This window comes from Marinitoga sp. 38H-ov, assembly GCF_011057715.1.
In the GTDB taxonomy this organism is placed as follows: domain Bacteria; phylum Thermotogota; class Thermotogae; order Petrotogales; family Petrotogaceae; genus Marinitoga.
In genome coordinates, this window is sequence record NZ_LNGH01000002.1 from 1 (window position 1) to 22237 (window position 22237).

The following is a 22237-nucleotide window of genomic DNA, read 5'->3' on the forward strand; positions in this document are numbered from 1 at the left end:
AAAACTTAGTAGAAAAATATGGGATAACAAGAGAAGAACAAGATGAATTTGCATTGATTAGCCAACAAAGAGCAGAAAAAGCAATAAAAGAAGGGAAATTCAAAGAAGAAATAGTACCAATAGAAATAAAAACAAAAAAAGAAACAAAAATATTTGACACAGATGAATATCCAAGATTTGGAACAACAAAAGAAACATTAGCAAAATTAAGACCAGCATTCAAAAAAGATGGAACAGTAACAGCAGGTAACTCATCAGGAATAAATGACGGAGCAAGTGCAATGATAATAGCATCAGAAAGTGCTGTAAAAAAATATGGATTAAAACCATTAGCAGAAATAGTAGCGTATGAACAAGGTGGAGTAGATCCAAGTATAATGGGAATAGGGCCAGTAGCAGCAATAACAAATATAATAGAAAAGAAAGGGATAAAACTTGAAGAAATGGAATTACTAGAATTAAACGAAGCATTTGCAGCACAATCATTAGCAGTAATAAAAGAATTAAGTGAAAAATATGGATTAAGCAAAGAATGGTTTATGGAAAGAACAAATGTAAATGGAGGAGCAATAGCGTTAGGGCATCCAATAGGTGCATCAGGAAATAGAATAGTAATAACATTATTATATGAAATGAAAAAGAGAAATTTAGAATATGGATTAGCGTCATTATGTATTGGTGGGGGTATGGGTACTGCTATTGTTATTAAAAATTTATGATTTGAAGGTGAAAAAATGAATGTTGGAATAATGGGAATTGGAACATATATACCAAATAATTATATGACGGCTGAGGAAATATCTAAAAAAAGTGGAATACCTACTGATGTTATTAAAGAAAAATTTGGAGTATTAAAAAAACCTATTCCCGGACCTAAAGATACAACTAGTTATATGGGAATAGAAGCTGCAAAAAACGCTATTGAAAATGCTAAAATAACTCCTGAAGAAATTGATTTAGTAATATGGAATGGAGGGCAACATAAAGATTATCCAAGCTGGTTAGCGGGTTTAAAAGTAGCAGATACTTTAGGAGCAAAAAACGCTTGGTCATTTGATATGGAATCCATGTGTGGCTCAATGATGTCTGGTATGGAAGTTGCTCGTTCAATGATGATTGCTAATGAAGATATTAATACTGTATTATTAGTAAGCGGTTATAGAAATGGAGATTTAATTAATTATAATGTAAAAGAAACGTCATTTATGTTTGATATAGGCGCTGGTGGTGCAGCAATTGTATTAAGAAAAAACTTTAATAGAAATGTTATATTAGGCACTGCATTTAAGGGAGATGGTTCTTTTTCTGAGGATTGTGTAGTTGAAGTTGGTGGGACAAAAAAATGGCCTATGGAAGAAAAAGATGTAAAGAGCATGCATTTTGTAGTAAGAGATGTTGAAAATTTTAAAGAAAAACTTAAAGAAAAAACAATGCCAAATTTTTATTATGTAATTGATAAATCTTTAGAAAAATCAAAATTAACTAGAAAAGATATAAATTATTTAGCTATTTTACATTTCAAACGTTCTGCGCATTATGCTGTATTAGATGAATTAGGATTAAATAAACATCAATCTACTTACCTTGAAAATTTTGGTCATATAGGGCAAAATGATCAAATATTATCTATAGAATTAGGTCTAAAATCTGGAAAAATTAAAGATGGTGACAATATAGTAATGGTTGGTGCAGGATTAGGATTTGTTTGGGCATCTGCGGTAGTTAAATGGGGAGAATTTAAGGGGTGATAATATGTGGAAAGATATGTATAAAAATAAGCTAAAATCTATTGAAGAGGTTATTTTATCTTTACCGAAAAAAGCTACTATAATAACTGGTTTAGCTTCTGCAGAAGCACAAGGGTTATTAGAAAATTTGCACAAATATAAAAATCATTTTGATAAATTAAAAGTTGTTACATGTTTAAATATGAAAGAATATGACTTTTTTATGGATAAAGAATATGAAAATACGTATGAAAATAATTCTTGGTTTTTAAGCCCACCTACAAGAAAAGCACAAAAAATAGGATTAAACACAGTTGATTTTATACCTAATAATTTACACATGGCAGGGACAGATAAATTAATGAATGAAAGAGAAGAAGGAAATACAATAGTTTTTTGGGGAACAGTTACTCCAATGCATGAAAAAACTGGGTATTTAAATTTAGGAATTTCAAATGTATATGAACTTGATGTTTTAGAAAATGCTGATATGGTTATTTTAGAAGTAAATAATAAATTTATTTGGACACACGGTGAAACACAAGTTCACATATCTCAAGCAAATTACATTGTTGAGAACTCATGGGATATACCTGAATTACCTATTGTTGAACCAACAGAAACTGAGAAAGTGATTGCTCAATATATTTCAGAATTAGTTAATGATGGTTCTACATTACAGATTGGTATAGGGGGTATTCCAAATGCTGTAGCAAAATTATTAAATCATAAAAAGGATTTGGGAATTCATACTGAAATGTTTACCGAATCAATGATAGATCTTTTTGAAGCTGGAGCTATAACTAATATGAAAAAAACATTGTGGAAAGGAAAATTTGTTTGTACATTTGCTTTAGGAACAAAAAGAATGTATGAATGGTTGAATAATAACCCTGGAGTTTGGATAATGAGAGGAAGATACGTTAATGATCCATATATAATAGCAAAAAATGATAATATGGTAAGCATTAATACTGCAATTACTGTAGACTTAAGTGGCCAAGTATGTTCAGAATCATTAGGGAATAGACAATATTCTGGTACTGGTGGTCAATTAGATACTCATAGAGGAGCTGTTATGAGCAAAAATGGAAAAGGGATAATTGCTTTAAGATCTACAGCAAAAAATGGATCAATATCTACTATTATACCAATGTTACCTCAAGGATCATATGTAACTGTACCTAGACAAGATTTAGATTTTGTAGTTACTGAATATGGTGTTGCACATTTAAGAGGAAAAAGTTTTAGAGAGAGAGTTAAAGCTATGATAAATATCTCTCATCCAGATTTTAGAGATGATTTAAAAAAAGAAGCCAAAAAATTAGGCTATTTATAAGGGGGTATTAAAATGAAAAAAGTAGTTTTAGTAGTTTTAAGTGTTATTATGATGTTTGGATTTGTTTTTGCAAAAGATGGAGTTACAGACACAGAAATAAAGATAGGAACATTCCAAGCAATGTCAGGACCTGTTGCAGTCATTGGACAAAGTGTCGCAAATGGTATGAATGCATATTTTAATTACGTCAATGAAAATGGCGGAGTTTACGGAAGAAAAATAAATTTAATAGTTGCTGATGACCAATTTAACCCTGCAAAAACAACAGTTGAAGTAAAAAGAATGATAGAAAACGATAAGGTATTTGCATTAGTAGGTGGTTTGGGAACTCCAGGAAATTTAGCTGTCATGGATTATGTTAATGAAAAGAGAGTGCCATATGTATATCAAGCAAGTGGTTCATCATTATTAGCAATTCCACCTAAAAAATATATTTTCCCTGTACAACCTAACTACACATTAGAAGGAAATATTGTTATGAATTATTTAGTAAAAACAAAAAGAGCTAAAAAAATTGCTATTGTATATAGAAATGATGATGCCGGTAAAGAATTTTTAAATTCCGCATTAGAAACTCTAAAAGATAAATATAATATGAAACCTGTAGAAACTATTGCTATTAATCCGACTGCAAATGATTTTTCAACAGAACTTACAAAATTAATTACAAAACAACCAGACGCTATTGCTGTTATGTTATTTGTTCCCCAATCTGTTAACTTTGTAAAACAAGCTAAACAATATGGATTACAAAAGCAAAAATATGTTTTAACTTATTCAAATTCAGATATTTCATATATTCTTTTAGGCAAAAAAGATGTTGAGGGCGTAGAGGCAATGGCATGGGTAAATGTGGATTTTTCAAAACCTGAATTAAAACCATTTCAAATTTATCAAAAATATTATAATCAAATGCCAAATGCATATGCAATAGCAGGTATGATTGCAGCAGAGGTTTTTGTAGAAGGATTACAAAGAGCTGGAAAAGATTTAACAAGAGAAGGTTTAGTTAAAGCTTTAGAAAGTATGAATAAATGGTCTGGAATGTTGGCTCATGAAATTACATATAAACCATATGATACAAATGATAATACATGTAGATTAGGAAAACAATCTATGTATGTTTTAAGAGTTCGAAACGGAGTTTGGTCACAAATGACAAATTGGATTTATTATGAAAAATAATTTTAATTTTTAGAATTATTTTTTAGCGGGGAATTTCCCCGCTATATTTTAAAGAGGTGAAATAATGCTTGAAATAAAAAATGTGACAGTAAAATTTGGTGGATTAACGGCAGTTAAAAATATGAGTATGGAAATAGAAAAAGGGAAAATACATTCCTTGATTGGACCAAATGGTGCTGGAAAAACAACATTATTTAATGTAATAACAGGAGTTGTAAAACCAATTAAAGGGGAAGTGATTTATAAAGAAAAAAATATATTGAAATATAATTCAGAAGAAATTATATACAACGGGATAACAAGAACATTTCAAAACTTGCAATTATTTAATTTTTTAAATGTATACGAAAATATTTATTCTGGAATTGTACATAAATTCAATGGAAATATTTTTCAATTGATAAATGGAAAATCAAAAAAATTTGAAAAAGAAATTAGAATAAAGATACTAGAAGTTGCTGAATTATTAGGAATAAAAAATAGATTATCATCTTATCCTACTCAACTTTCATATGGAATTTTAAAAAGAATTGAAATAGCTAGAGCTATTGTATCAGAACCTCAACTTATATTATTTGATGAACCAGCTGCTGGATTGAATACTGAGGAAACAAATGAAATCGAAGACATTTTTAGATTAATTAATAAAGAAAAAAATATAACAATATTATTAGTTGAGCACGATATGAATCTTGTAATGAATATTTCAGATAAAATAACTGTTATGAGTTTTGGAGAAAAAATAGCTGAAGGAACGCCTAATGAGATAGTTAATAATGAAGAAGTAATAAAAGTATATTTGGGGGAGAATGAAAATGCTTGAAATAAATAATTTAATTGTCAATTATGGTCATGTAAATGCTGTTAAAAATATATCTTTTAAGATAAATAAGGGTGAAATAGTTTCAATTTTAGGCGCAAACGGCGCAGGAAAATCTTCAACATTATTTGGTATTTTAAAATTAGTAAAATGTAAAAGAGAATTAATTTTTAACAAAGAAAATATTTCAAAAGAAAATACTCAAAAATTAGTAAAGAGAGGAATAATTCTTTGTCCGGAAAACAGAAGAGTTTTCCCCGGTTTAAATGTTGAAGAAAATTTAAAAATGGGAAGTTTCATTCGTGGAAATGAAAAAAATAATTTGGAAAAAGTATATAATCTTTTTCCAATTTTAAAGGATAGAAGAAAACAATTTGCCGGATCTTTATCTGGAGGAGAACAACAAATGCTTGCTGTAGGAAGAGCTTTAATGAGTAATCCGGAAATTTTAATGCTTGATGAACCATCTTTAGGACTTGCACCAATAATTGTTGATGAAATATTTAATGTATTAATTCAACTAAAAAAAGAAGGTATATCTATATTATTAGTAGAACAAAATGCTATGAAAGCTTTAAAAATAAGTGATAGAGCATATATTTTAGAAACAGGGAAAATAGTTCATTCAGATAATGCAAAGGATATGTTAAATGATGAAAAAATAAAAAAAGCTTATCTTGGTAGGTGAGATTATGTTAATATTACAAAGTATTATTTTAGGAATTCCTCAAGGTGCATTGTACGGATTAATGGCTTTTGGAATAGCATTGATATTCAGAAGTGTTGGTGTTATGAATTTTGCTCATGGTCACGCTGGAATGATTTCAACATTTTTTGCATTTACTATTTATTCAATTACTAACAATTTGATTATTTCAATAATTTCTGCTTTAATCTTTGGATTTATATTAGGATATGTTATTGATAAAATTTTAAAACCCATAAAACATATATCTCATGGTGGCATGTTAATTGTAACTTTGGGATTATTAATGATATTTGAAGGGTTAAGCGTTTTAATATGGGGAACAGAATATCAATCTTTTCCAGTATTATTTTCTGGACCTCCATTAATATTTAATTTAGGTGAAAATATTTTAGTTATGCCTATAAATGATTTATGGATAACAATAATTTCTCTTTCAGTAGCTATAATAATTGCGCTATTTTTAAAGTTTACTAAATTGGGTACAGCAATAAGAGCTAGATCTCAAGACGAAATAGGTGCTGGTGTTGTTGGAATTAATATTGATAAAATAGATTCAATAGTTTGGGGAATAGGAATTATGTTATCTGCATTAGTAGGTGTTTTAATTGCCCCAAAAGAATATATACATCCTAATATGATGGTTAATATGCAATTATACGGTTTTACAGCAGGAGTTTTAGGTGGATTTTCTAGTTTATTTGGAGCAATATTTGGAGGTTTACTATTAGGTATAATTGAAAAAATTGTTGGTATGTATATTTCTCCTGATTTTCAATTATCAATTGTATTAGCTTTAATTATCATAATGTTAGTTGTAAAACCTTCAGGGATATTTTCTAAAGGTTTCGAAGGGAGAGTTTAAAATGAAACAATCATTATATATACTATTAATTGGCTTATTAATTGGTATTTTATTTATATCTAAACCATTTATATTACTTATTTTTTCTAGCATTTTAATTTTTTCAATATCAGCATTGGGATTAAATATAATCTCGGGTTATGCAGGACAAATCTCAATTGGACATGGCGCGTTTATGGCGATAGGCGCTTATACAACAGCTTATTTATCTTTAAATTTCAATATTCCTTTTTTAATTAATCTATTAATAGCCATATTACTTTCAGCAATTCTAGGATTATTAATAGGACTACCTGCTTTAAGATTAAAGGGTTTTTATTTAGCCATTGCTACAATGGCATTTGGTATTGCAATTGAACAATTAATAGGAGCTATAGAACCACTTGGAGGACATATAGGTATAAGAAATATTCAACCATTAATAAAAAATGATTTTGGAATGTATATTATAAACTTATTATTTTATGTAATTTTAACATATTTTATTTCAAAAATAGTTAATTCTCCAATAGGACTAAAATATAAGATGGTCAGGGAAAGCGAAGTTGCATCTAAAGCATATGGAGTAAATATATCATATATTAAATTACATGCATTTGTTATTAGCGCAGTATTAGGAGGTATATCTGGAACATTATATGCACATACATTAGGATATATATCTCCTACTGATTTTGGATTAGCTACTTCTTTAAACTTATTAGCTATGATAATAATTGGCGGTATGTCAACCATTCATGGAGGATTAATTGGTGCATTTATTATTACAGGATTACCTTTTATATTCTCTAGGTCTTCAATTCCAATGTCTTTAATTTTTGGTACATTATTAATAATTTTTGTATTATTCTTTCCAAGAGGAATTATTTATGGATTAATAGTAGGATTTTATAAGTATTTTGAACTGCCATATGTAAAATTTAAAAAATTATATTGGAGGCGAAAAAGAATGAATGAAAAATATATTGAAATTAACAATAAGAAAATTTGTTATTATGAAAATGGTAATGGAAAACCTGTTATAATGATACATGGAAATTTTGCATCTGCTAGATGGTATCAAAAGGTAATGGATATAGAAGGATTTCATACTTATGCTATAGACTTGCCAAATTTTGGTAGAAGTGATAGAATTGAAAAGTGTGATATTGATATTTATGCTGATTATGTAAAAATGTTTATGGATAAATTAAATATAGAAAAAGCTATTATTGTAGGGCACTCCTTGGGTGGTGCAGTTGTTCAATCTTTAAGCTATAGATATCCTGAAAAATCAGAAAAAATGATTTTAATTGATTCTGCACCTATAGATGGTTTGAAAACGCCAGAAGAATATTATCCTATATTGGATATGTATAAAGGCAATAAAACACTATTAAGAGAAGCATTAAAAGGTATTATGCCAGAAAATAAAGATGATAGATTGCTTGATGAATTGACTAATGAAGCACTTTTAATGAAAGAAGAATGTTTTACTGGAAATGCTCGTGCTTTAGAAAGAATAAACTATATAGAATTAGCAAAAAATTATAAAAATAAAGTTTTGTTTATTGTTGGTAAAAAAGATTTATTAATAACTGAAGAAATGGCTAAAAAAACAATCAAATACCTAAATGGTGAAATAAAAGTATTTGATCATATTGGACATTCTATTATTGTAGAAGATCCTGAATTATTTAAAGAGGTGTTTGTTAATTTTTAATATTCTATTGGAGATGGTCGTATGAAAAAAAATGTAAAAGAAAAACTAATTGATTCAGCAATTGAATTATTTTCTAAACGATGGTATGAGACAGTATCAATAGCCGAAATATGTAGAAATGCAGGTTTATCAAACGGAGTATTTTATAATTATTTTAAAAATAAACAAGAATTATTTGAATATCTATTAGAAAATTTATTAAAAATTTTTAAAAAAGAATTCTATAATTATAATGGCTCAAATAAAAAAGAGAAATTAATATCATTTTTTGAAATTGTTTTTGAAGCTGCTAAAAAATATAAACCACTTGTTACTATATTCAGAGAAGGTCAATATAGATTTCCAAAATATGAAAAAGAATTAAGAGAAATATATATTGATATACTAGAAAAAATTCTTGAAAAAGAAGTTGATGAAGTTGATTATATTTATATTATAGGAAGTTTAAGATTTTTAGGAATTATGTCTTCATATGATTGGGTAAATTTAGATAAATATACATTTTATGATTTAATGTTTAATGGAATATTCTATAATAATATTAATCATGATTTATTTAATTTAAATATTGAAGAATGTTTAGAACAGCAAATAAATACAAAACAATTATTAATTAATGCTGGTATAGAACTTTTTAGCCAAAAAGGATATCATAAGGTTAAGATTTTTGAAATAACAAATTATGTTGGATTAGCAGTAGGAACTTTTTATATTTATTTCTCTAGCAAAGAAGATTTTTTAAAAGAAATTGTTAGACAGATAAGTTATAAAACAAGATTATTTATTTCTAAAAATATTCCTAAACATTTAAACAGATTAGAAAAGGAAATTGTTGGAATCTATCTATTTTTAGAATTTTTTTCAAAAAATAGAAATTATTATGAAATTATTAGAGAATCTGAGTTTGTAGTAAAAGATGAAGTAAAAAAATATTATGAAGCATTTTTAAATGGATATTTAAATAATTTAAATGATATAAAAAATGATAACAAAAAAATTGTCTCAATGTTTTTAATGGGAATCTCACATTATACAGGTATAGAGTATTTATTTGAAAATACTTTTAAAGATAAAAAAGCGTTTTTATTGTCTCTTTCTAATTATTTAAAAGACGGAATAAATTTATAATATTATGGATGTGAGAAAATGAATTGGATTGCTTTTTTGTCATTGGTTGTAATTGCTTCTTGGACACCAGGGCCAAATAATATATTATCTATGGCATATTCAGGAAAACATGGTTATAAAAAAACAATACCTTTTTTAATTGGTGTCGGAACAGGATTTTTTATTATTTTAGTTTTAAGTGGCATTTTCAACTATTGGTTATATAAAATAATACCTAAAATAAAAATAATTATTAGCGCTATAGGATTTTTGTATTTAATATATTTAGCTTATATGATTTTAAAAAATAGCTCTCATGATATTTCTGAAAAAGAAACTTCTTTTTTAACATATAAAACTGGTGTTTTAATGCAGTTTATTAATCCTAAAGCTATTTTTTTTGCTATTACACTTACTGGCACATTTATTATTCCTGCATATAATTCGATTTTTGCACTTATATCGATATCTATATTATTAGGCATTATTGCATTTTTAGCTACTTCTACTTGGGCTATAATAGGAACTTTACTTAATAGTTTTTTATCAAAATATGAAAAAATATTTAATTTTGCTATGTCAATATTACTTATATATTCTGCATTTTCAATTTTAGGCATTTTCAATTAACTAAAAATCCCCTTAAATGATGTGCCCCCCGAAAGTGGTACAATTAAAAAAAGCATAAAATAATGGGTTTATCCAACATGGCTCCAGTACTCTACTGGGGCCATATTATTTAATCTTGATTGAAACCTCTCATTATTATAGAAATTTATGTAGTCTTCTATAACATCAATATATTCATTTCTTGTTTTTTGTTCTTGAATATAAACATTTCAAATGACCAAAGAAACTTTCAATTGGTGCATTATCAATAGGAATTTTGACATACTTTGAATTATCCCATGATTTTTTAATAAGTTTATAACATATGGATGAGTATATTGAAAACCTCTATCAGTATTAAAAATAGCATTTTTTCATTTGATTCTACCATTTTTTCAAAGTGTTTACGCATCATATCATTTGTAACGCTTAAACTTACTATTTCATTATTATATAAATCTTGTATTACAGATAAGAATAATTTCCCATCTTTTGCTTTTATTTCTGTTATATCTGAAACAAATTTTGTTCTTGGTTCTTTGGTTTTAAAATTCCTTTTAAGAATATTATTCTTAATTTCAATATTGTTATAACTTATTATTCTTTGTTTATTTGTTTTTCTTATTTTAGCTTTTAATCATTATTCTATACACTCTTTTATGGTTGATTATTTTTTGCGAATATATGTCTTCTATATCCTCGTAATCACCCCATGGAATATTTAAAGAAAAAATAAGAAAATGTTATCATTAAACTAAAGAAATGAAAGGGGTGTTTGGTATGAAAAATAGAAATAAGTATTCTCGGTTACTTCAAGTTGTTAAAGAATACCTTAATTCTGATAAGTCTTTATCCGATATTGCTATATGATTCCTTCATCTCACACTTTACATAAATGGGTTAAAAAATATGAGGAATCCGGTTATGATGATAATGTATTTAATTCTAAGAAAGGAAGGCCTAAGTCCATTATTTCTGATATTTCTAAGGTTCCGCTATATGAGTCTGCTGGTATTGTTAGAAACAACTCTAATAATTCTGATGATTCTGCTGTTATGAAGAAAAAAATTGAATATTATGAACGTCTTCTTATTGAAAAGGAATTGCTTATTAAAATGCAAGAAGATGAGATTAACTTTTTAACACAACTGGAAAAAGTAACTTTTATTGGTGTTTTTTTGATTATTTTTAAATATAGAGATTTTTTCTACTTCTTTTTTACTCAATCGTTATAACATTAGTTCCAGTTCAATAACAGGTTGTTTTTTGTTAACCAGAAAGTCTTATTTTAAAGGTCATTCCTATACTGCTGACGGTAAAAAAGTTTCTGATGATTATATTAAACAATTGCTTGTTGATTTGTTATCTATTGATGACACTTTGAATCCTGAGTTCTTTTACAAAACTCTTGGTTCTAAGAAGTTAGCTGCTATTTTTAGACACAAGTATAAATTAATCACAAAAAGATTCATAGATTAAGAAAAGAATTAAATCTTATTAGAAATTATCGTCATCATCCAAAACATCCTAAAAGAAGACCTAAAAATCACGACATTACCAGACCTAATCAATACTGGGAATCAGATATTAAATTTATCCCCACTAAATATGATGGTTATATCGCAATACTTACTATAATCGATAGTTTTGATAGGGCTGTTGTTGGTGTTTATATTGGTAATTTGCTAAAGACTTTATTTCAACTTTAAGAAAAGCTATTAAGAGGTGCTACTCCTGATAATCTCATTATTAGGTCAGATAATGTCCATTTGCTAAAATTACTGCTGCTTTTATGGATGAATTAAACATTATTCATGAATTTGGTTACAAGAATAATCCTAACTCTCAAGCTTATGTCGAGTCATTTCATTCTAGCGTTCAACGTGAATTTGTTGAATCTATTGAATTTAACTATATTGATGATGTTTATAATTACTATATTTCATACATTTATTTTTACAACAGACCTCATGGTTCTTTATATTATTTTACTCCAGATTTCGTTTTTAATCTTTTTTCTGATCAATATAATAATTCTGACTTAGAAGAATTTAAATCAATTAAGTTTAATGATTTTATTGTTTGTAAATGTTTTCCTTATTTCTTCTCCAATAGCCAGGGGGCAGACCGATCCATATCTTCCTTTAAATTTAAAATATACTTCAATCTCTTAATTCTGTATCTCTTTTTATTCCTCTTTTGTATCTATAATAACTATTCCTTGATATCCCTGCTATCTTACATAATAATGTTATTGGATAGTTCTCTTTTAATCTATCTATTATTCTTATTTTTTTTAGGGTCATTTTCCATTTCTTCATAATCTCAAATATGCATTTTCTGCTTTTAATCACATCATTTCTTCCTCTATGCTTTCTTTTTTAGGTCTTCCACGTTTTTTGCTTGATGTTCCTTCTATTTTTGCGTTTTTTATTCTCTTGTTTTAACTATTTAGTACATTTTTGCTATTGTTTGATACGGTAATTTTTCAATTACTACTTCTTCTTTAAACTCTTACGAGTACTCCCTAAACTTCTGTCCTTTCTTTGCCATTAAAAAACACCCCCTACTTTTATTTTATCACTTTCGGGGGTGTTTTTTTTATTGTTTCATTTTTTGGGTTCAGATCAAAACGGGGATTTTTTATAACCATTTTTTACCTTTAAACCATAAAAAAGTCATAATCATTATTATTATGGATGATATTATTATATTTATATATGTTAAAGGATTTTCCTGAAATGGAAGTTTTACATTCATCCCATAAAAGCTAGTTAATATTGTTGGTACTTGAAGTAATATAGTAACAACTGTTAATATTTTCATTACTATATTCAAATTATTTGATATAACAGACGCATAAGCATCCATCATACCTGATAAAATATTACTATAAATATTTGTAACTTCAATAGCTTGTCTATTTTCAATCAAAGTATCTTCTAACAATTCCTCATCATCTTCGTATAACTCAAGTATTTTACCTTTTAATAGTTTTTCCATCATAATTTCATTTGATCTAAGTGAAGTAGTGAAGTACACTAAACTTTTCTCAAGATACATCAATGTTTCTAGTTCATAATTTTTCATAGATCTATGCAATTCTTCCTCAACCCTATCAATAGTTTTATTTATTTCTTTTAAATAATCTAAAAATAATTTTGCATTTTTGAAAAATATTTGAAATATCATTTTACTCTTTTTATGAGGATTGAGCAAACTAGCTTCTATCATTTTTTCAATAAAATCAATTTCTTGTCTCATTGAAAGTAATATATAATTTTTCCCAATTATAATACCTAATGAAACAGTTTTATAGGGTATCTTTTCATCTTCTTGATTTCTCATTGGAACCTTTAAAATTAATAATATAGTATCTTCATCAATTTCAATACGTGCCCTCTCATCTTCATCTAAGGAATCATTAATAAAATCTGGGTCAAAATTCAATAAACTTGATAACATATGTATCTCATCTTGAGATGGATTAACAACTTTTATTAATGCATCTTGGGAAAAGCTTTTTGCCTCCACTAACTTATGCTCTATTCTACTATAAAATTTTACCATCTTATCTCCTCCTTTTTTTGCTATGGCGGTCTAGACAACGGATCTTCACTACAACTAAAATAATCCACAAAATTCACCTCGCTTTATTTGATTTATATAATTATATCATATTATTTGTTATTTTTCTTAAATATAACTAAATTTACGTCATTTTTTTACAAATGCTATATTTTTTATATAATTTGCAATATATGACAATAAAAATAAAGCAAACAAAATTACAACAATAGATGGACCAGGCGGTAAATCAATATAATAAGCGATAACAATGCCAAAAAAACCAGAAAAAACCCCAACAACACTAGAAATTAATATCATTTGATTTAAAGTTTTAGCAAACATCTTAGCAATAACACCCGGGGTTATTAATAATGAAGTAACTAATATTATTCCTATTATTTTTACAGAAGTAACAACTACTATAGACACTATTACTAAAAAAAGATAATTAATAAAATTTATTGGTATCCCAAAAATTTTTGCCATTCGTGAATTAAATGCATAATATTTTAATTCCTTATTAAAAATAATTATTAAAAATAAAATAATTATAGATACTATTGATAAAATTTTTACATCTTGATAATTTACTAATAAGATATCTCCAAATAAATAACTAGAAATTTCAGGAGTATAACCCGGTTTTAAATATAAAAAAATCACGCCTAAAGCCATTGAAAATGATAATAACATTCCAATAATACTGTTTTCATTTATTTTTTCTTTTTTACTAATAAGATATATAATTGTACCAAATAAAATAGCTGTTAAAACACTTGCTATATCAACATTAAAATCAAATAAAATGGCTAATGCTATACCTCCAAAAGCTGTATGAGCAGCTCCCTCTCCTATAAATTCCATTTTTTTCAATACTATATAATTAGATAATAACGAGGCACTAAAACTAGCCAATATTGAAGATAGTATTGCATACATCATAAAATCATATGATAATAATTCAATCATTTTCACTCACCACTTTTAAAGGTTTTTCTATATGGATAAGAAATTCTAACTCTTCTGAATATATCTTTTTCAAATCATCAGAATTCATATCAACCACATTTTTATGACAATGTAACGTTTTATTTAAACACATTATTGTATTAACTTTTTTTACAATCATAGATATATCATGACTTACTAAAATAATTGTCATACCACTTTTGTTTAATTTCTCTAACACTTTATAGATTTTTGATTGAGCTTTACTATCTACTCCTGCTTCTGGTTCATCCAATATTAAAATATCCGGATCACTTACTAGTGCTCTAGCTAAGCTTAATCTTTGATATTCTCCTCCAGATAAATCGCCTACTTTCCTATCATATAAATATTCGATATCTAATTTTTTCATTATTTCTTTAACTTTTTCATAATGCTTTTTTTTAAAATTTTTAAATAACCCTATTTCATTATACATTCCCATTAATATAACTTCATAAGCTTTAATAGGGAATGATTTATCAAATTCATCTTTTTGAGGAACATAACCTATTTTCCCATTTATTTTAATTTTTCCTGTATAACCATCTATTTCACCTATTAATATTTTAATAAGTGTAGACTTCCCTGCACCATTTGGCCCTATTATTCCAACAAAATCATTTTCATATATATCAAAAGTAATATATTTTAGTATTTCATTATTTTCAACTTTATAATTTATGTTTTCTACAGATATAATTTTTTTACGCATTTTTATTCCCCTCTTTTTGGCAATTACTGCAAATACCTTCAAAATATAGGATATGATCTGTAATTTTAAATTTGATTGTATCTTCAATATATTTTTTAAATTGATTTTCAAAACAAATATCTAATTTCTCAAATTTCTTACATTTAATACAATAAATATAATGAAAATGTCCATCAGATTTATAATAATAAGTTATTTTATCAGAAAAAACAATTGATTTTAAAATATTTTCTTTTTCAAAAAAATTTAAATTTCTATATATAGTTGATAAATCATACTCATTATTCAAAAGATTGTATATTTCTTCAGCGTTTAATGGATGATCAATTTTTTCATACAAGGATAAAATATCCCTACGTGTTTTGGTTAACTTCATATTATCACCTTACAGCATTTAAAATATTTATAAAATTAAATAAATATAATTCATCTATAGAATTATATGCATTTCCCAATGGATCTATTATTCCTAAATTTATTTTTAAAGACTTCGCAAGTTTTTCAGCTATTTTCTGATTCATTTGAGGTTCAGAAAATATCGCTTTAACCTTATTTATTTTTGATAAATCTGAAATTCTTTTCATTTCAGAAATAGATGGTTCAACTCCTGGAGATTCTTCAATTACTCCCGCAATATTAATATTATACCTTTTGGCAAAATATTTAAATGAGTCATGATAAGTAATTATACTTCCATTAATTTCCATTGCTTTTAATAACAAATATGAATCTAAATTTTTTAGTTTTTCTATTAAAATTTTAGCATTATTAATATAAATTTCTTTTTTATTAGGATTTATATCTACTAATTTTTCAACTATAGATGGAATAACGTACTTATATATTATATAAGGATTTAACCATATATGAGGATTATAATAATTTCCCTCTTCATCTTCTAAGATCAGCTCGTCTTTAGGGATCAAATCTGAAACAAATATTATTTCTTTATTTTTTAAATTTGAAATTAAATTATCTAAAAATATCTCCGAATTTAATCCATTAAATATCGCTAAATCACTGTTATAAATTTTAACAAGATCCTTTGATGAAACAGAATATGTATGAGGACTTTTCCCAACCGGAACAATAATGTTTATAGTATCACTTTCATCAACAATATCTTTTAAAATTAAATAATATGGATGTATAGATACAGAAATATTCATAGTATAACCTATAATATTCACTAATAAAAAAAGAAGTATATATACTTTTTTCATTAAAACACCTCCAAATAAAAATAATTTGCAAATGCAAATCATTTGCAATTATATTCTCTTAATCTTAAATATATATGAATAAAATAAAAAAGGAGCATTAAAGCTCCTTTAAATGATTTTTATTTTACTTTTATCTATTTCATTATATCTTTCTCTTACAGTCTTTTTATAAATGGGATGTTTCCAATTGGGAGATATATCATTTAATGGTACAACAACAAAATCTCTTTCAAACATATACTTATGTGGAATATTTAAATATTCTTTTTCTATTATTAATTCTCCATAATATAATATATCTAAATCTATTTCGCGTGGTCCCCATTTAAACCTTTTTTGCCTTTTAAGTTCTAATTCAATTTTTTTACATATTTCTAATAACTCTTCTGCTTTTTTTTCCGTATTAATAAGTACGCATGCATTCAAAAATGAGTCTTGTTCTGTATATCCCCAAGGCTCTGTTTCATATATGTTAGAAACTTTTATTATTTCTACATTTTCTGACAATAAATCTATAGCTTTCTTAATATTATCAATTCTATTTCCAACATTTGAACCTAATGCGATTGCGCTTAAAATTTTTTATACCCCCTTAAAGCTTCTATCATTTTTATGGTTCTATAATTTTCTTTTACATCATGAACTCTGATTATCTCAATACCTTTTAATGCATAGTAAGATGTTAAAGCTAAAGTTCCTTCTAATCTATCATTTGTATTATCTATATTTAAAATATTTCCTATAGTGCTTTTTCTTGAATGCCCCATTAAAATAGGATATCCTAACACTCTAAACTCTTCAATATTATAACTAAGATTTAAATTATCTTGAACTCTTTTCCCAAAACCAAAACCCGGATCTATAATTATTTGTTCTACCCCATTTTTTTGTGCAAAAAGTATTCTTTCTTCAAAATAATCTAATAATTCACTTATACAATTTTCATAATACGGATTCTTTTGCATATCTTTTGGAGTCCCTTTTATATGCATTATAACAATTGGCAATTTAGATTCAGCAACCACATGTACCATATCCTTATCAAATTGCATTCCAGATATATCATTAATTATGTCCACACCATTTTCAATAGCTTTTTTAGCTACTTCCGATTTATATGTATCAATACTTAAAATTATATTCGGAAATTCCTCTCTTAATGTTTTAATAACAGGGATTACTCTATCTATTTCTTCTTTTAACTCAACACTTTCCGATCCAGGTCTTGTTGATTCTGCGCCAATATCTAAAATTTCTGCCCCTTCGCCTATCATTCTTTTTGCATTTTCTACAGCCTGATCTACACTACGTATCCTACTAGGTGCATGAAAAGAATCTGGGGTTACATTTAATATGCCCATAATTTTTGAATTATTACCAAGAATTATTTTTTTATTATTATTTAAACTATATTCCCAATATCGTCTATTAATATTTTTAAATATTTTTTCTAAAGCTTCTCTTACTTTTGGAATATCCCAATAATTCATAATTTTTAACTTTTGAATTAATAAGTTATATTGTTTTTTTGTACCTATTAACAATACATTAGTTTTATCAATCTTATGATTTATAGCATATTTATGTATAGCAGCATCTCCGCCTCTTGATAACATTTCTTGTTTTACTATGTTAGCACTTGTTACATCAATATTTTCTATTAGTATATTATAATTATACATTTTAGATTTAAAAATAGGAATGCTTGCTGGATCTACTTTTATTTCTTTTTCTAAATCTATATCTTCTAGCATTCTAACCCTTACCATGACTTACCCTCTCTTTCAGAAAAGGCATTATGGCTGTGTATACTTTCATAACTTATCACCTTTATTTTATATCCATCTATTCTACTATCATTTTCTAAAAATATACTTAGATCTCTAACTACATCTTCTACAAAATGAGGATTATCATACATATGTTCTGTTACATATTTTTCATCTTCTCTTTTTAATAGCGAAAAAACCATTCCACTGGAAGATCTTTCAACATATTTTGCAATATCTTCAATATGAATATCATGATTTAATTTTAATCCAATTTCAACTAATGCTCGCTGATTATGAGCACCATAATTTGAAATAGCTTTTGAACATGGACATAAGGTAATAATTGGTATAGCTAAATATAATCTAACCTCTTCATTCATTATTTCATAAGTAATATCGCATTTAGTATAACTTTCCATTTTAGTAATTGGTGCTTTTCTTAAAGAAAAATATGGAAATGATACTTTAATGTATGATTTTTTTGCATCTAAAACTTTTCTTAATTCTTTACTCATTTCTATTAATCTCTTTTCCGAAAGATTGTTATGATATTTATTAAGAACTTCCACAAAACGGCTCATATGAGTTCCTCTTACATTTTCATCTAAATCGACTAATAATGTAAAATTCCCTATTGTATGATTCCCATTAAATATAATTGGATATTCTAAGTCTGAAACACCAACTCCATGCAAATATATGCCTCTATTATCTAATTCTGCTTGCACATCTTTCAATTTATTCACCCCTATAATATACTACATTATTTTCTGTCTCATATAATGCCACTTCGTATAACTTACAATTATCCATTTTTAATTTATTCTTTAATTTATTCCATATCCAAATAGAAATATTTTCGGCAGTTGGTTGTTCAATTATTTCATTAATATATGAATGATCTAAAATATTAAGAACTTCTTCTCTTACTATCTTTTTTAATTCAAGAAAATCTATAACCATTCCTTCCTCATCAGGAGTACCTTCTACTGTAATTTCTAGTCTATAATTATGTCCATGTAATGTTTCACATTTTCCATGATATTTAATTAAATTATGTGCTGCTGCAAAATTGAATATTCTTTTTACTAACATATTACACCTCTTTCAATTAAGTTCAAAATTATTATATCACAATAGCACAATATTACCTTTTCAAAAATATTTCAATATATATAACTTTAATTCTCCGAATTAGTAAGAGAAATTATTTTACCGTTTTCATATATGTATTCAAGGAAATCTTTAAATAATTGATGATTATTAATAGTTTTTTTATCTCCAATTATTATTAATTTTTTCTTAGCTCTTGTAATAGCTACGTTTAATCTTCTTTCATCGGTTAAAAATCCGATTAATCCTTCTTCGTTGCTCCTTGTTAAAGAAAAAATTATTACATCATTTTCTTTTCCTTGAAAACCATCTACAGTATTTATTATGCCATCTATTTTATCTTTTAAAAATTTCACTTGATCTTTATACGGAGAAATAATACCAAAATCCACATTATTTTCGTTTAAAATTCGAGTTATCTTAAAAATTATTTTTGCTTCAAAGGGATTATATTTTGAAAATGATCCCTTTTTTACAACCTCAAATTTTTCTGGAATTAAAGAAGTGTCAACAAATATTATTGGAGATTCATCTAAAATTTTATTATATGGAAATTCCAGATCTTTAATGCTTATTTTTAATGTTTGATTCTTAACTCTTTTATCACTTTTTAATATACCGCCATAAAATTTGTTATTGGAAAATTGCATTATTTTATCATTCATTCTATATTGTATGGTTAAAATAGAGGAATTTTCTTTATAAACATTTATCATTTTTTCAAACAAAGTTTTTGACAATATATTTTTTGCTTTATCATTTAATATTGTAGGGGGCAACTGTTTATGATCACCCCCCATAATAATTTTTTTTCCATGCACAATAGGAATGTAACATGATGGTTCTGTAGCTTGCGATCCTTCGTCTATTATTACAGTATCAAATATTATATTTTCCATTTCTTCAATACCTGATGAACTATTTGTACTTACTACTACATTACTATTTAATATTATTTTTCTAATTAAATTATTTTCTAATTCTTTTGCTTGTTCGTATAATTTTTGAATTTCATTATTTAAATTTATCCAAGAACTCATAGATTTCATGTCATTTGGAAATATTCCTCTTGTGCCACGCCCTTTTAATGCATACTTATTAATTTGTTCATCAGTTAATCCTCTTCTAAATTGTGGAGTTGGTTTAATATATTTATCTCTTTCTTCTGCTAATTTAGATGCTTTTTCCCTTAAATCTTCAACTTTTTTATAATCTTCATGGTTTTCTACTATATAATATAATGAATGTTCTTTTAATTCTTCATCAATTCTTGTTGGATGTCCCAACCTACAAACTTTTATGTTTTCGTATTTTATTAAATTAAAAAGCAAATTATCAGTTGCAGTGTTTGAATCAGCAGTTGCCAAAACCCTTTTACCTAACTTTACTTCTTGAAGGATAATTTCAGTTAATGTTCTTGTTTTTCCTGTCCCGGGGGGGCCATGTATTAAAAATACATCTTCGCTGCCAATAGCTTTTTCTACAGCTTCTTTTTGAGATTTATTCAAATTCATATCAAAAAAATTCAATTTAACTTTTTTGGGTAATTTTGGTTTTTTGTTTCCAAGTATTATAGATTTTAATATGTTTAATTTACCTTCTGCATAATGAAGCTTTAATATTGACTCTTGCATTCTTTTAAATGTTACTTCATTTAAATATAAATCAATTCTTATATTTTTTGATTTTTGCACCCAAAATGGTGGTTTGTTTGAAAATGCCACTATAACATATTTATTTCCAACTTCGGTAACAGAACCTATCAAATCACTTTTTAATGGATTTCCTTTACTAATTAAAACTACATCTCCAACAGATATATCTGTTTTAAAAGACTCTTTTCTTCCAAATTTAATTAAATATAAGTTTCCCATTTCTTTTCCAATAAACTTACCATTTAAATTATTTATGGCATGGCCAATTTTTTCTCTATTTTTTCCATATTCTTTTATCTCATTGAGCATAGATTTTATTTCAGCTTCTTTTTCTAATTCTACTGCTTCATATAAATCTTCCAAATATCCCATTTCATCACCTATTTTTGTTTTATAAATTGCTTAAAAAAGATAAAATTTCTTTTAAAATTATTTTTTGTTGTTTTTCTTTTGTGATAGTTGATTTATTATCCCCTTTTTGAAATCCGTAATATCCAAAATTTGAATGGTTTCCTCCATTAATCATTATATATTTTGTATTTTTTGGTAATAATAATTTATATTTTTCGATTTTTTCTTTAGTTGCTAAACCATCTAATTCTCCATATATAGATAAAACTTTAATATTATAATTTGATAAATTATTTGTTTCAGCTGGATATGAAGCTAATAATATTAATCCAGATATTAAATCTGGATTATCATATATAAATTTCGATGCCATTGCTCCTCCTAAAGAATGACCAATTATTAGCCAATTTTTATAATTAACTTTATCTATAATTTTTTTAGCTGCATTGATATTAAAAACTGCTAAATTCAACGGCATTTTTATTAAAAATACATCATATCCTTCTTTGGATAAATTAAAGCATAATGGCGCATAAGCTTCTGGAGAAACTAATCCGCCAGGATAAAATATAATTCCAATTTCTTTTTTAATTTTAGGTTGAAAATTGATAATATTATCTTTTATTATTACATTAATTTTTTCATTGGAAACTAAAAAATTTTGCACAATATTTTCTGATTCATAATTAACATAATTGAATAATGCTATTGAAGATGCTCCTAGTATAGATATAATAATTAAAACAATAAACCATTTATTCATAAAATTCCTCCTTATTATTTTTTAATAT

The 22237-nt window shown here is 26.2% G+C and carries 24 protein-coding genes; 12 read left to right on the forward strand and 12 right to left on the reverse strand.

What is annotated here, in order from left to right; all coding sequences use genetic code 11:
• The 12 genes from AS160_RS00105 to AS160_RS00165 all read left to right on the forward strand — a co-directional run.
• Positions 1-719 (forward strand): acetyl-CoA C-acyltransferase (locus tag AS160_RS00105; RefSeq protein WP_165143948.1); only part of this gene is annotated, 719 nt, incomplete at its 5' end.
• Positions 720-734: 15 nt separating this feature from the next.
• A complete protein-coding gene (locus AS160_RS00110) occupies positions 735-1748 on the forward strand; it encodes a 3-oxoacyl-ACP synthase (protein ID WP_165143949.1) in 1014 nt (337 codons plus the stop codon).
• A gap of 4 nt (positions 1749-1752) precedes the next feature.
• Positions 1753-3066, forward strand: coding sequence for an acetyl-CoA hydrolase/transferase family protein (locus AS160_RS00115; RefSeq protein WP_165143950.1), 1314 nt, complete (start codon positions 1753-1755; stop codon positions 3064-3066).
• A gap of 12 nt (positions 3067-3078) precedes the next feature.
• Positions 3079-4251, forward strand: a complete 1173-nt coding sequence (locus AS160_RS00120) for an ABC transporter substrate-binding protein (RefSeq protein ID WP_165143951.1) — start codon at positions 3079-3081, stop codon at positions 4249-4251.
• A gap of 64 nt (positions 4252-4315) precedes the next feature.
• Positions 4316-5074, forward strand: a complete 759-nt coding sequence (locus AS160_RS00125) for an ABC transporter ATP-binding protein (protein ID WP_165143952.1) — start codon at positions 4316-4318, stop codon at positions 5072-5074.
• Positions 5067-5759 carry an ABC transporter ATP-binding protein gene (locus tag AS160_RS00130; protein WP_165143953.1) on the forward strand — a complete coding sequence of 231 codons (693 nt, stop codon included), beginning with the start codon at positions 5067-5069 and terminating at the stop codon, positions 5757-5759. Before AS160_RS00125 ends, AS160_RS00130 begins: the two co-directional genes overlap by 8 nt.
• Positions 5760-5763: 4 nt before the next feature.
• On the forward strand, positions 5764-6642 hold the full coding sequence (locus AS160_RS00135) for a branched-chain amino acid ABC transporter permease (RefSeq protein ID WP_165143954.1): 879 nt from the start codon (positions 5764-5766) through the stop codon (positions 6640-6642).
• Between the two features lies 1 nt (position 6643).
• Entirely contained in the window at positions 6644-8344 is a 1701-nt protein-coding gene (locus tag AS160_RS00140) for an alpha/beta fold hydrolase (protein ID WP_165143955.1), read from the forward strand.
• A 21-nt stretch (positions 8345-8365) separates the two neighbouring features.
• The gene (locus tag AS160_RS00145) at positions 8366-9472 is read left to right on the forward strand and encodes a TetR/AcrR family transcriptional regulator (protein WP_165143956.1); all 1107 of its coding nucleotides are present in this window, start codon (positions 8366-8368) and stop codon (positions 9470-9472) included.
• Positions 9473-9490: 18 nt separating this feature from the next.
• Positions 9491-10081, forward strand: coding sequence for a LysE family transporter (locus tag AS160_RS00150; protein WP_165143957.1), 591 nt, complete (start codon positions 9491-9493; stop codon positions 10079-10081).
• Between the two features lie 845 nt (positions 10082-10926).
• Positions 10927-11295: a hypothetical protein gene (locus tag AS160_RS00160; RefSeq protein ID WP_165143958.1), complete on the forward strand. Its 369-nt coding sequence runs from the start codon at positions 10927-10929 to the stop codon at positions 11293-11295.
• 31 nt (positions 11296-11326) lie between these two features.
• On the forward strand, positions 11327-11539 hold the full coding sequence (locus AS160_RS00165; RefSeq protein WP_165143959.1) for a hypothetical protein: 213 nt from the start codon (positions 11327-11329) through the stop codon (positions 11537-11539).
• Positions 11540-12222: 683 nt separating this feature from the next.
• Here AS160_RS00165 and AS160_RS11340 read toward each other — a convergent pair.
• The 12 genes from AS160_RS11340 to AS160_RS00225 all read right to left on the reverse strand — a co-directional run bounded on the left by AS160_RS11340 (position 12223) and on the right by AS160_RS00225 (position 22209).
• Entirely contained in the window at positions 12223-12381 is a 159-nt protein-coding gene (locus tag AS160_RS11340; RefSeq protein ID WP_165144396.1) for a hypothetical protein, read from the reverse strand.
• A 322-nt stretch (positions 12382-12703) separates the two neighbouring features.
• Positions 12704-13630, reverse strand: coding sequence for a magnesium transporter CorA family protein (locus tag AS160_RS00175; protein ID WP_165143961.1), 927 nt, complete (start codon positions 13628-13630; stop codon positions 12704-12706).
• Between the two features lie 147 nt (positions 13631-13777).
• Positions 13778-14599, reverse strand: a complete 822-nt coding sequence (locus AS160_RS00180) for a metal ABC transporter permease (RefSeq protein WP_165143962.1) — start codon at positions 14597-14599, stop codon at positions 13778-13780.
• Entirely contained in the window at positions 14592-15332 is a 741-nt protein-coding gene (locus tag AS160_RS00185) for an ABC transporter ATP-binding protein (RefSeq protein WP_165143963.1), read from the reverse strand. The genes AS160_RS00180 and AS160_RS00185 overlap by 8 nt, the downstream gene beginning before the upstream one ends.
• The gene (locus AS160_RS00190; RefSeq protein ID WP_165143964.1) at positions 15325-15708 is read right to left on the reverse strand and encodes a Fur family transcriptional regulator; all 384 of its coding nucleotides are present in this window, start codon (positions 15706-15708) and stop codon (positions 15325-15327) included. Before AS160_RS00190 ends, AS160_RS00185 begins: the two co-directional genes overlap by 8 nt.
• A gap of 4 nt (positions 15709-15712) precedes the next feature.
• Positions 15713-16555, reverse strand: coding sequence for a metal ABC transporter substrate-binding protein (locus tag AS160_RS00195; protein WP_165143965.1), 843 nt, complete (start codon positions 16553-16555; stop codon positions 15713-15715).
• Between the two features lie 108 nt (positions 16556-16663).
• Complete coding sequence (gene folK / locus AS160_RS00200; protein WP_165144134.1) at positions 16664-17134, reverse strand: 2-amino-4-hydroxy-6-hydroxymethyldihydropteridine diphosphokinase; 471 nt, start codon at positions 17132-17134, stop codon at positions 16664-16666.
• Positions 17128-18324, reverse strand: a complete 1197-nt coding sequence (gene folP, locus AS160_RS00205) for a dihydropteroate synthase (protein WP_206528005.1) — start codon at positions 18322-18324, stop codon at positions 17128-17130. Before folP ends, folK begins: the two co-directional genes overlap by 7 nt.
• On the reverse strand, positions 18318-19055 hold the full coding sequence (folE2, locus tag AS160_RS00210) for a GTP cyclohydrolase FolE2 (RefSeq protein WP_241244192.1): 738 nt from the start codon (positions 19053-19055) through the stop codon (positions 18318-18320). Before folE2 ends, folP begins: the two co-directional genes overlap by 7 nt.
• Before the next feature lie 10 nt (positions 19056-19065).
• On the reverse strand, positions 19066-19422 hold the full coding sequence (queD, locus tag AS160_RS00215) for a 6-carboxytetrahydropterin synthase QueD (RefSeq protein WP_165143967.1): 357 nt from the start codon (positions 19420-19422) through the stop codon (positions 19066-19068).
• Between the two features lie 86 nt (positions 19423-19508).
• Positions 19509-21467: an IGHMBP2 family helicase gene (locus tag AS160_RS00220; protein WP_165143968.1), complete on the reverse strand. Its 1959-nt coding sequence runs from the start codon at positions 21465-21467 to the stop codon at positions 19509-19511.
• A 19-nt stretch (positions 21468-21486) separates the two neighbouring features.
• Positions 21487-22209, reverse strand: a complete 723-nt coding sequence (locus AS160_RS00225; RefSeq protein ID WP_165143969.1) for an alpha/beta fold hydrolase — start codon at positions 22207-22209, stop codon at positions 21487-21489.
• Positions 22210-22237: the final 28 nt, after the last annotated feature.

What these genes read in the sequence shown, in the direction of transcription:
- AS160_RS00110 (WP_165143949.1), top strand. Translation starts at nt 735, where the DNA reads ATGAATGTTGGAATAATGGGAATTGGAACATATATACCAAATAATTAT.
- AS160_RS00115 (WP_165143950.1), top strand. Translation starts at nt 1,753, where the DNA reads ATGTGGAAAGATATGTATAAAAATAAGCTAAAATCTATTGAAGAGGTT.
- AS160_RS00120 (WP_165143951.1), top strand. Translation starts at nt 3,079, where the DNA reads ATGAAAAAAGTAGTTTTAGTAGTTTTAAGTGTTATTATGATGTTTGGA.
- AS160_RS00125 (WP_165143952.1), top strand. Translation starts at nt 4,316, where the DNA reads ATGCTTGAAATAAAAAATGTGACAGTAAAATTTGGTGGATTAACGGCA.
- AS160_RS00130 (WP_165143953.1), top strand. Translation starts at nt 5,067, where the DNA reads ATGCTTGAAATAAATAATTTAATTGTCAATTATGGTCATGTAAATGCT.
- AS160_RS00135 (WP_165143954.1), top strand. Translation starts at nt 5,764, where the DNA reads ATGTTAATATTACAAAGTATTATTTTAGGAATTCCTCAAGGTGCATTG.
- AS160_RS00140 (WP_165143955.1), top strand. Translation starts at nt 6,644, where the DNA reads ATGAAACAATCATTATATATACTATTAATTGGCTTATTAATTGGTATT.
- AS160_RS00145 (WP_165143956.1), top strand. Translation starts at nt 8,366, where the DNA reads ATGAAAAAAAATGTAAAAGAAAAACTAATTGATTCAGCAATTGAATTA.
- AS160_RS00150 (WP_165143957.1), top strand. Translation starts at nt 9,491, where the DNA reads ATGAATTGGATTGCTTTTTTGTCATTGGTTGTAATTGCTTCTTGGACA.
- AS160_RS00160 (WP_165143958.1), top strand. Translation starts at nt 10,927, where the DNA reads ATGATTCCTTCATCTCACACTTTACATAAATGGGTTAAAAAATATGAG.
- AS160_RS11340 (WP_165144396.1), bottom strand. Translation starts at nt 12,381, where the DNA reads ATGAAGAAATGGAAAATGACCCTAAAAAAAATAAGAATAATAGATAGA.
- AS160_RS00175 (WP_165143961.1), bottom strand. Translation starts at nt 13,630, where the DNA reads ATGGTAAAATTTTATAGTAGAATAGAGCATAAGTTAGTGGAGGCAAAA.
- AS160_RS00180 (WP_165143962.1), bottom strand. Translation starts at nt 14,599, where the DNA reads ATGATTGAATTATTATCATATGATTTTATGATGTATGCAATACTATCT.
- AS160_RS00185 (WP_165143963.1), bottom strand. Translation starts at nt 15,332, where the DNA reads ATGCGTAAAAAAATTATATCTGTAGAAAACATAAATTATAAAGTTGAA.
- AS160_RS00190 (WP_165143964.1), bottom strand. Translation starts at nt 15,708, where the DNA reads ATGAAGTTAACCAAAACACGTAGGGATATTTTATCCTTGTATGAAAAA.
- AS160_RS00195 (WP_165143965.1), bottom strand. Translation starts at nt 16,555, where the DNA reads ATGAAAAAAGTATATATACTTCTTTTTTTATTAGTGAATATTATAGGT.
- folP (WP_206528005.1), bottom strand. Translation starts at nt 18,324, where the DNA reads ATGGTAAGGGTTAGAATGCTAGAAGATATAGATTTAGAAAAAGAAATA.
- queD (WP_165143967.1), bottom strand. Translation starts at nt 19,422, where the DNA reads ATGTTAGTAAAAAGAATATTCAATTTTGCAGCAGCACATAATTTAATT.
- AS160_RS00220 (WP_165143968.1), bottom strand. Translation starts at nt 21,467, where the DNA reads ATGGGATATTTGGAAGATTTATATGAAGCAGTAGAATTAGAAAAAGAA.
- AS160_RS00225 (WP_165143969.1), bottom strand. Translation starts at nt 22,209, where the DNA reads ATGAATAAATGGTTTATTGTTTTAATTATTATATCTATACTAGGAGCA.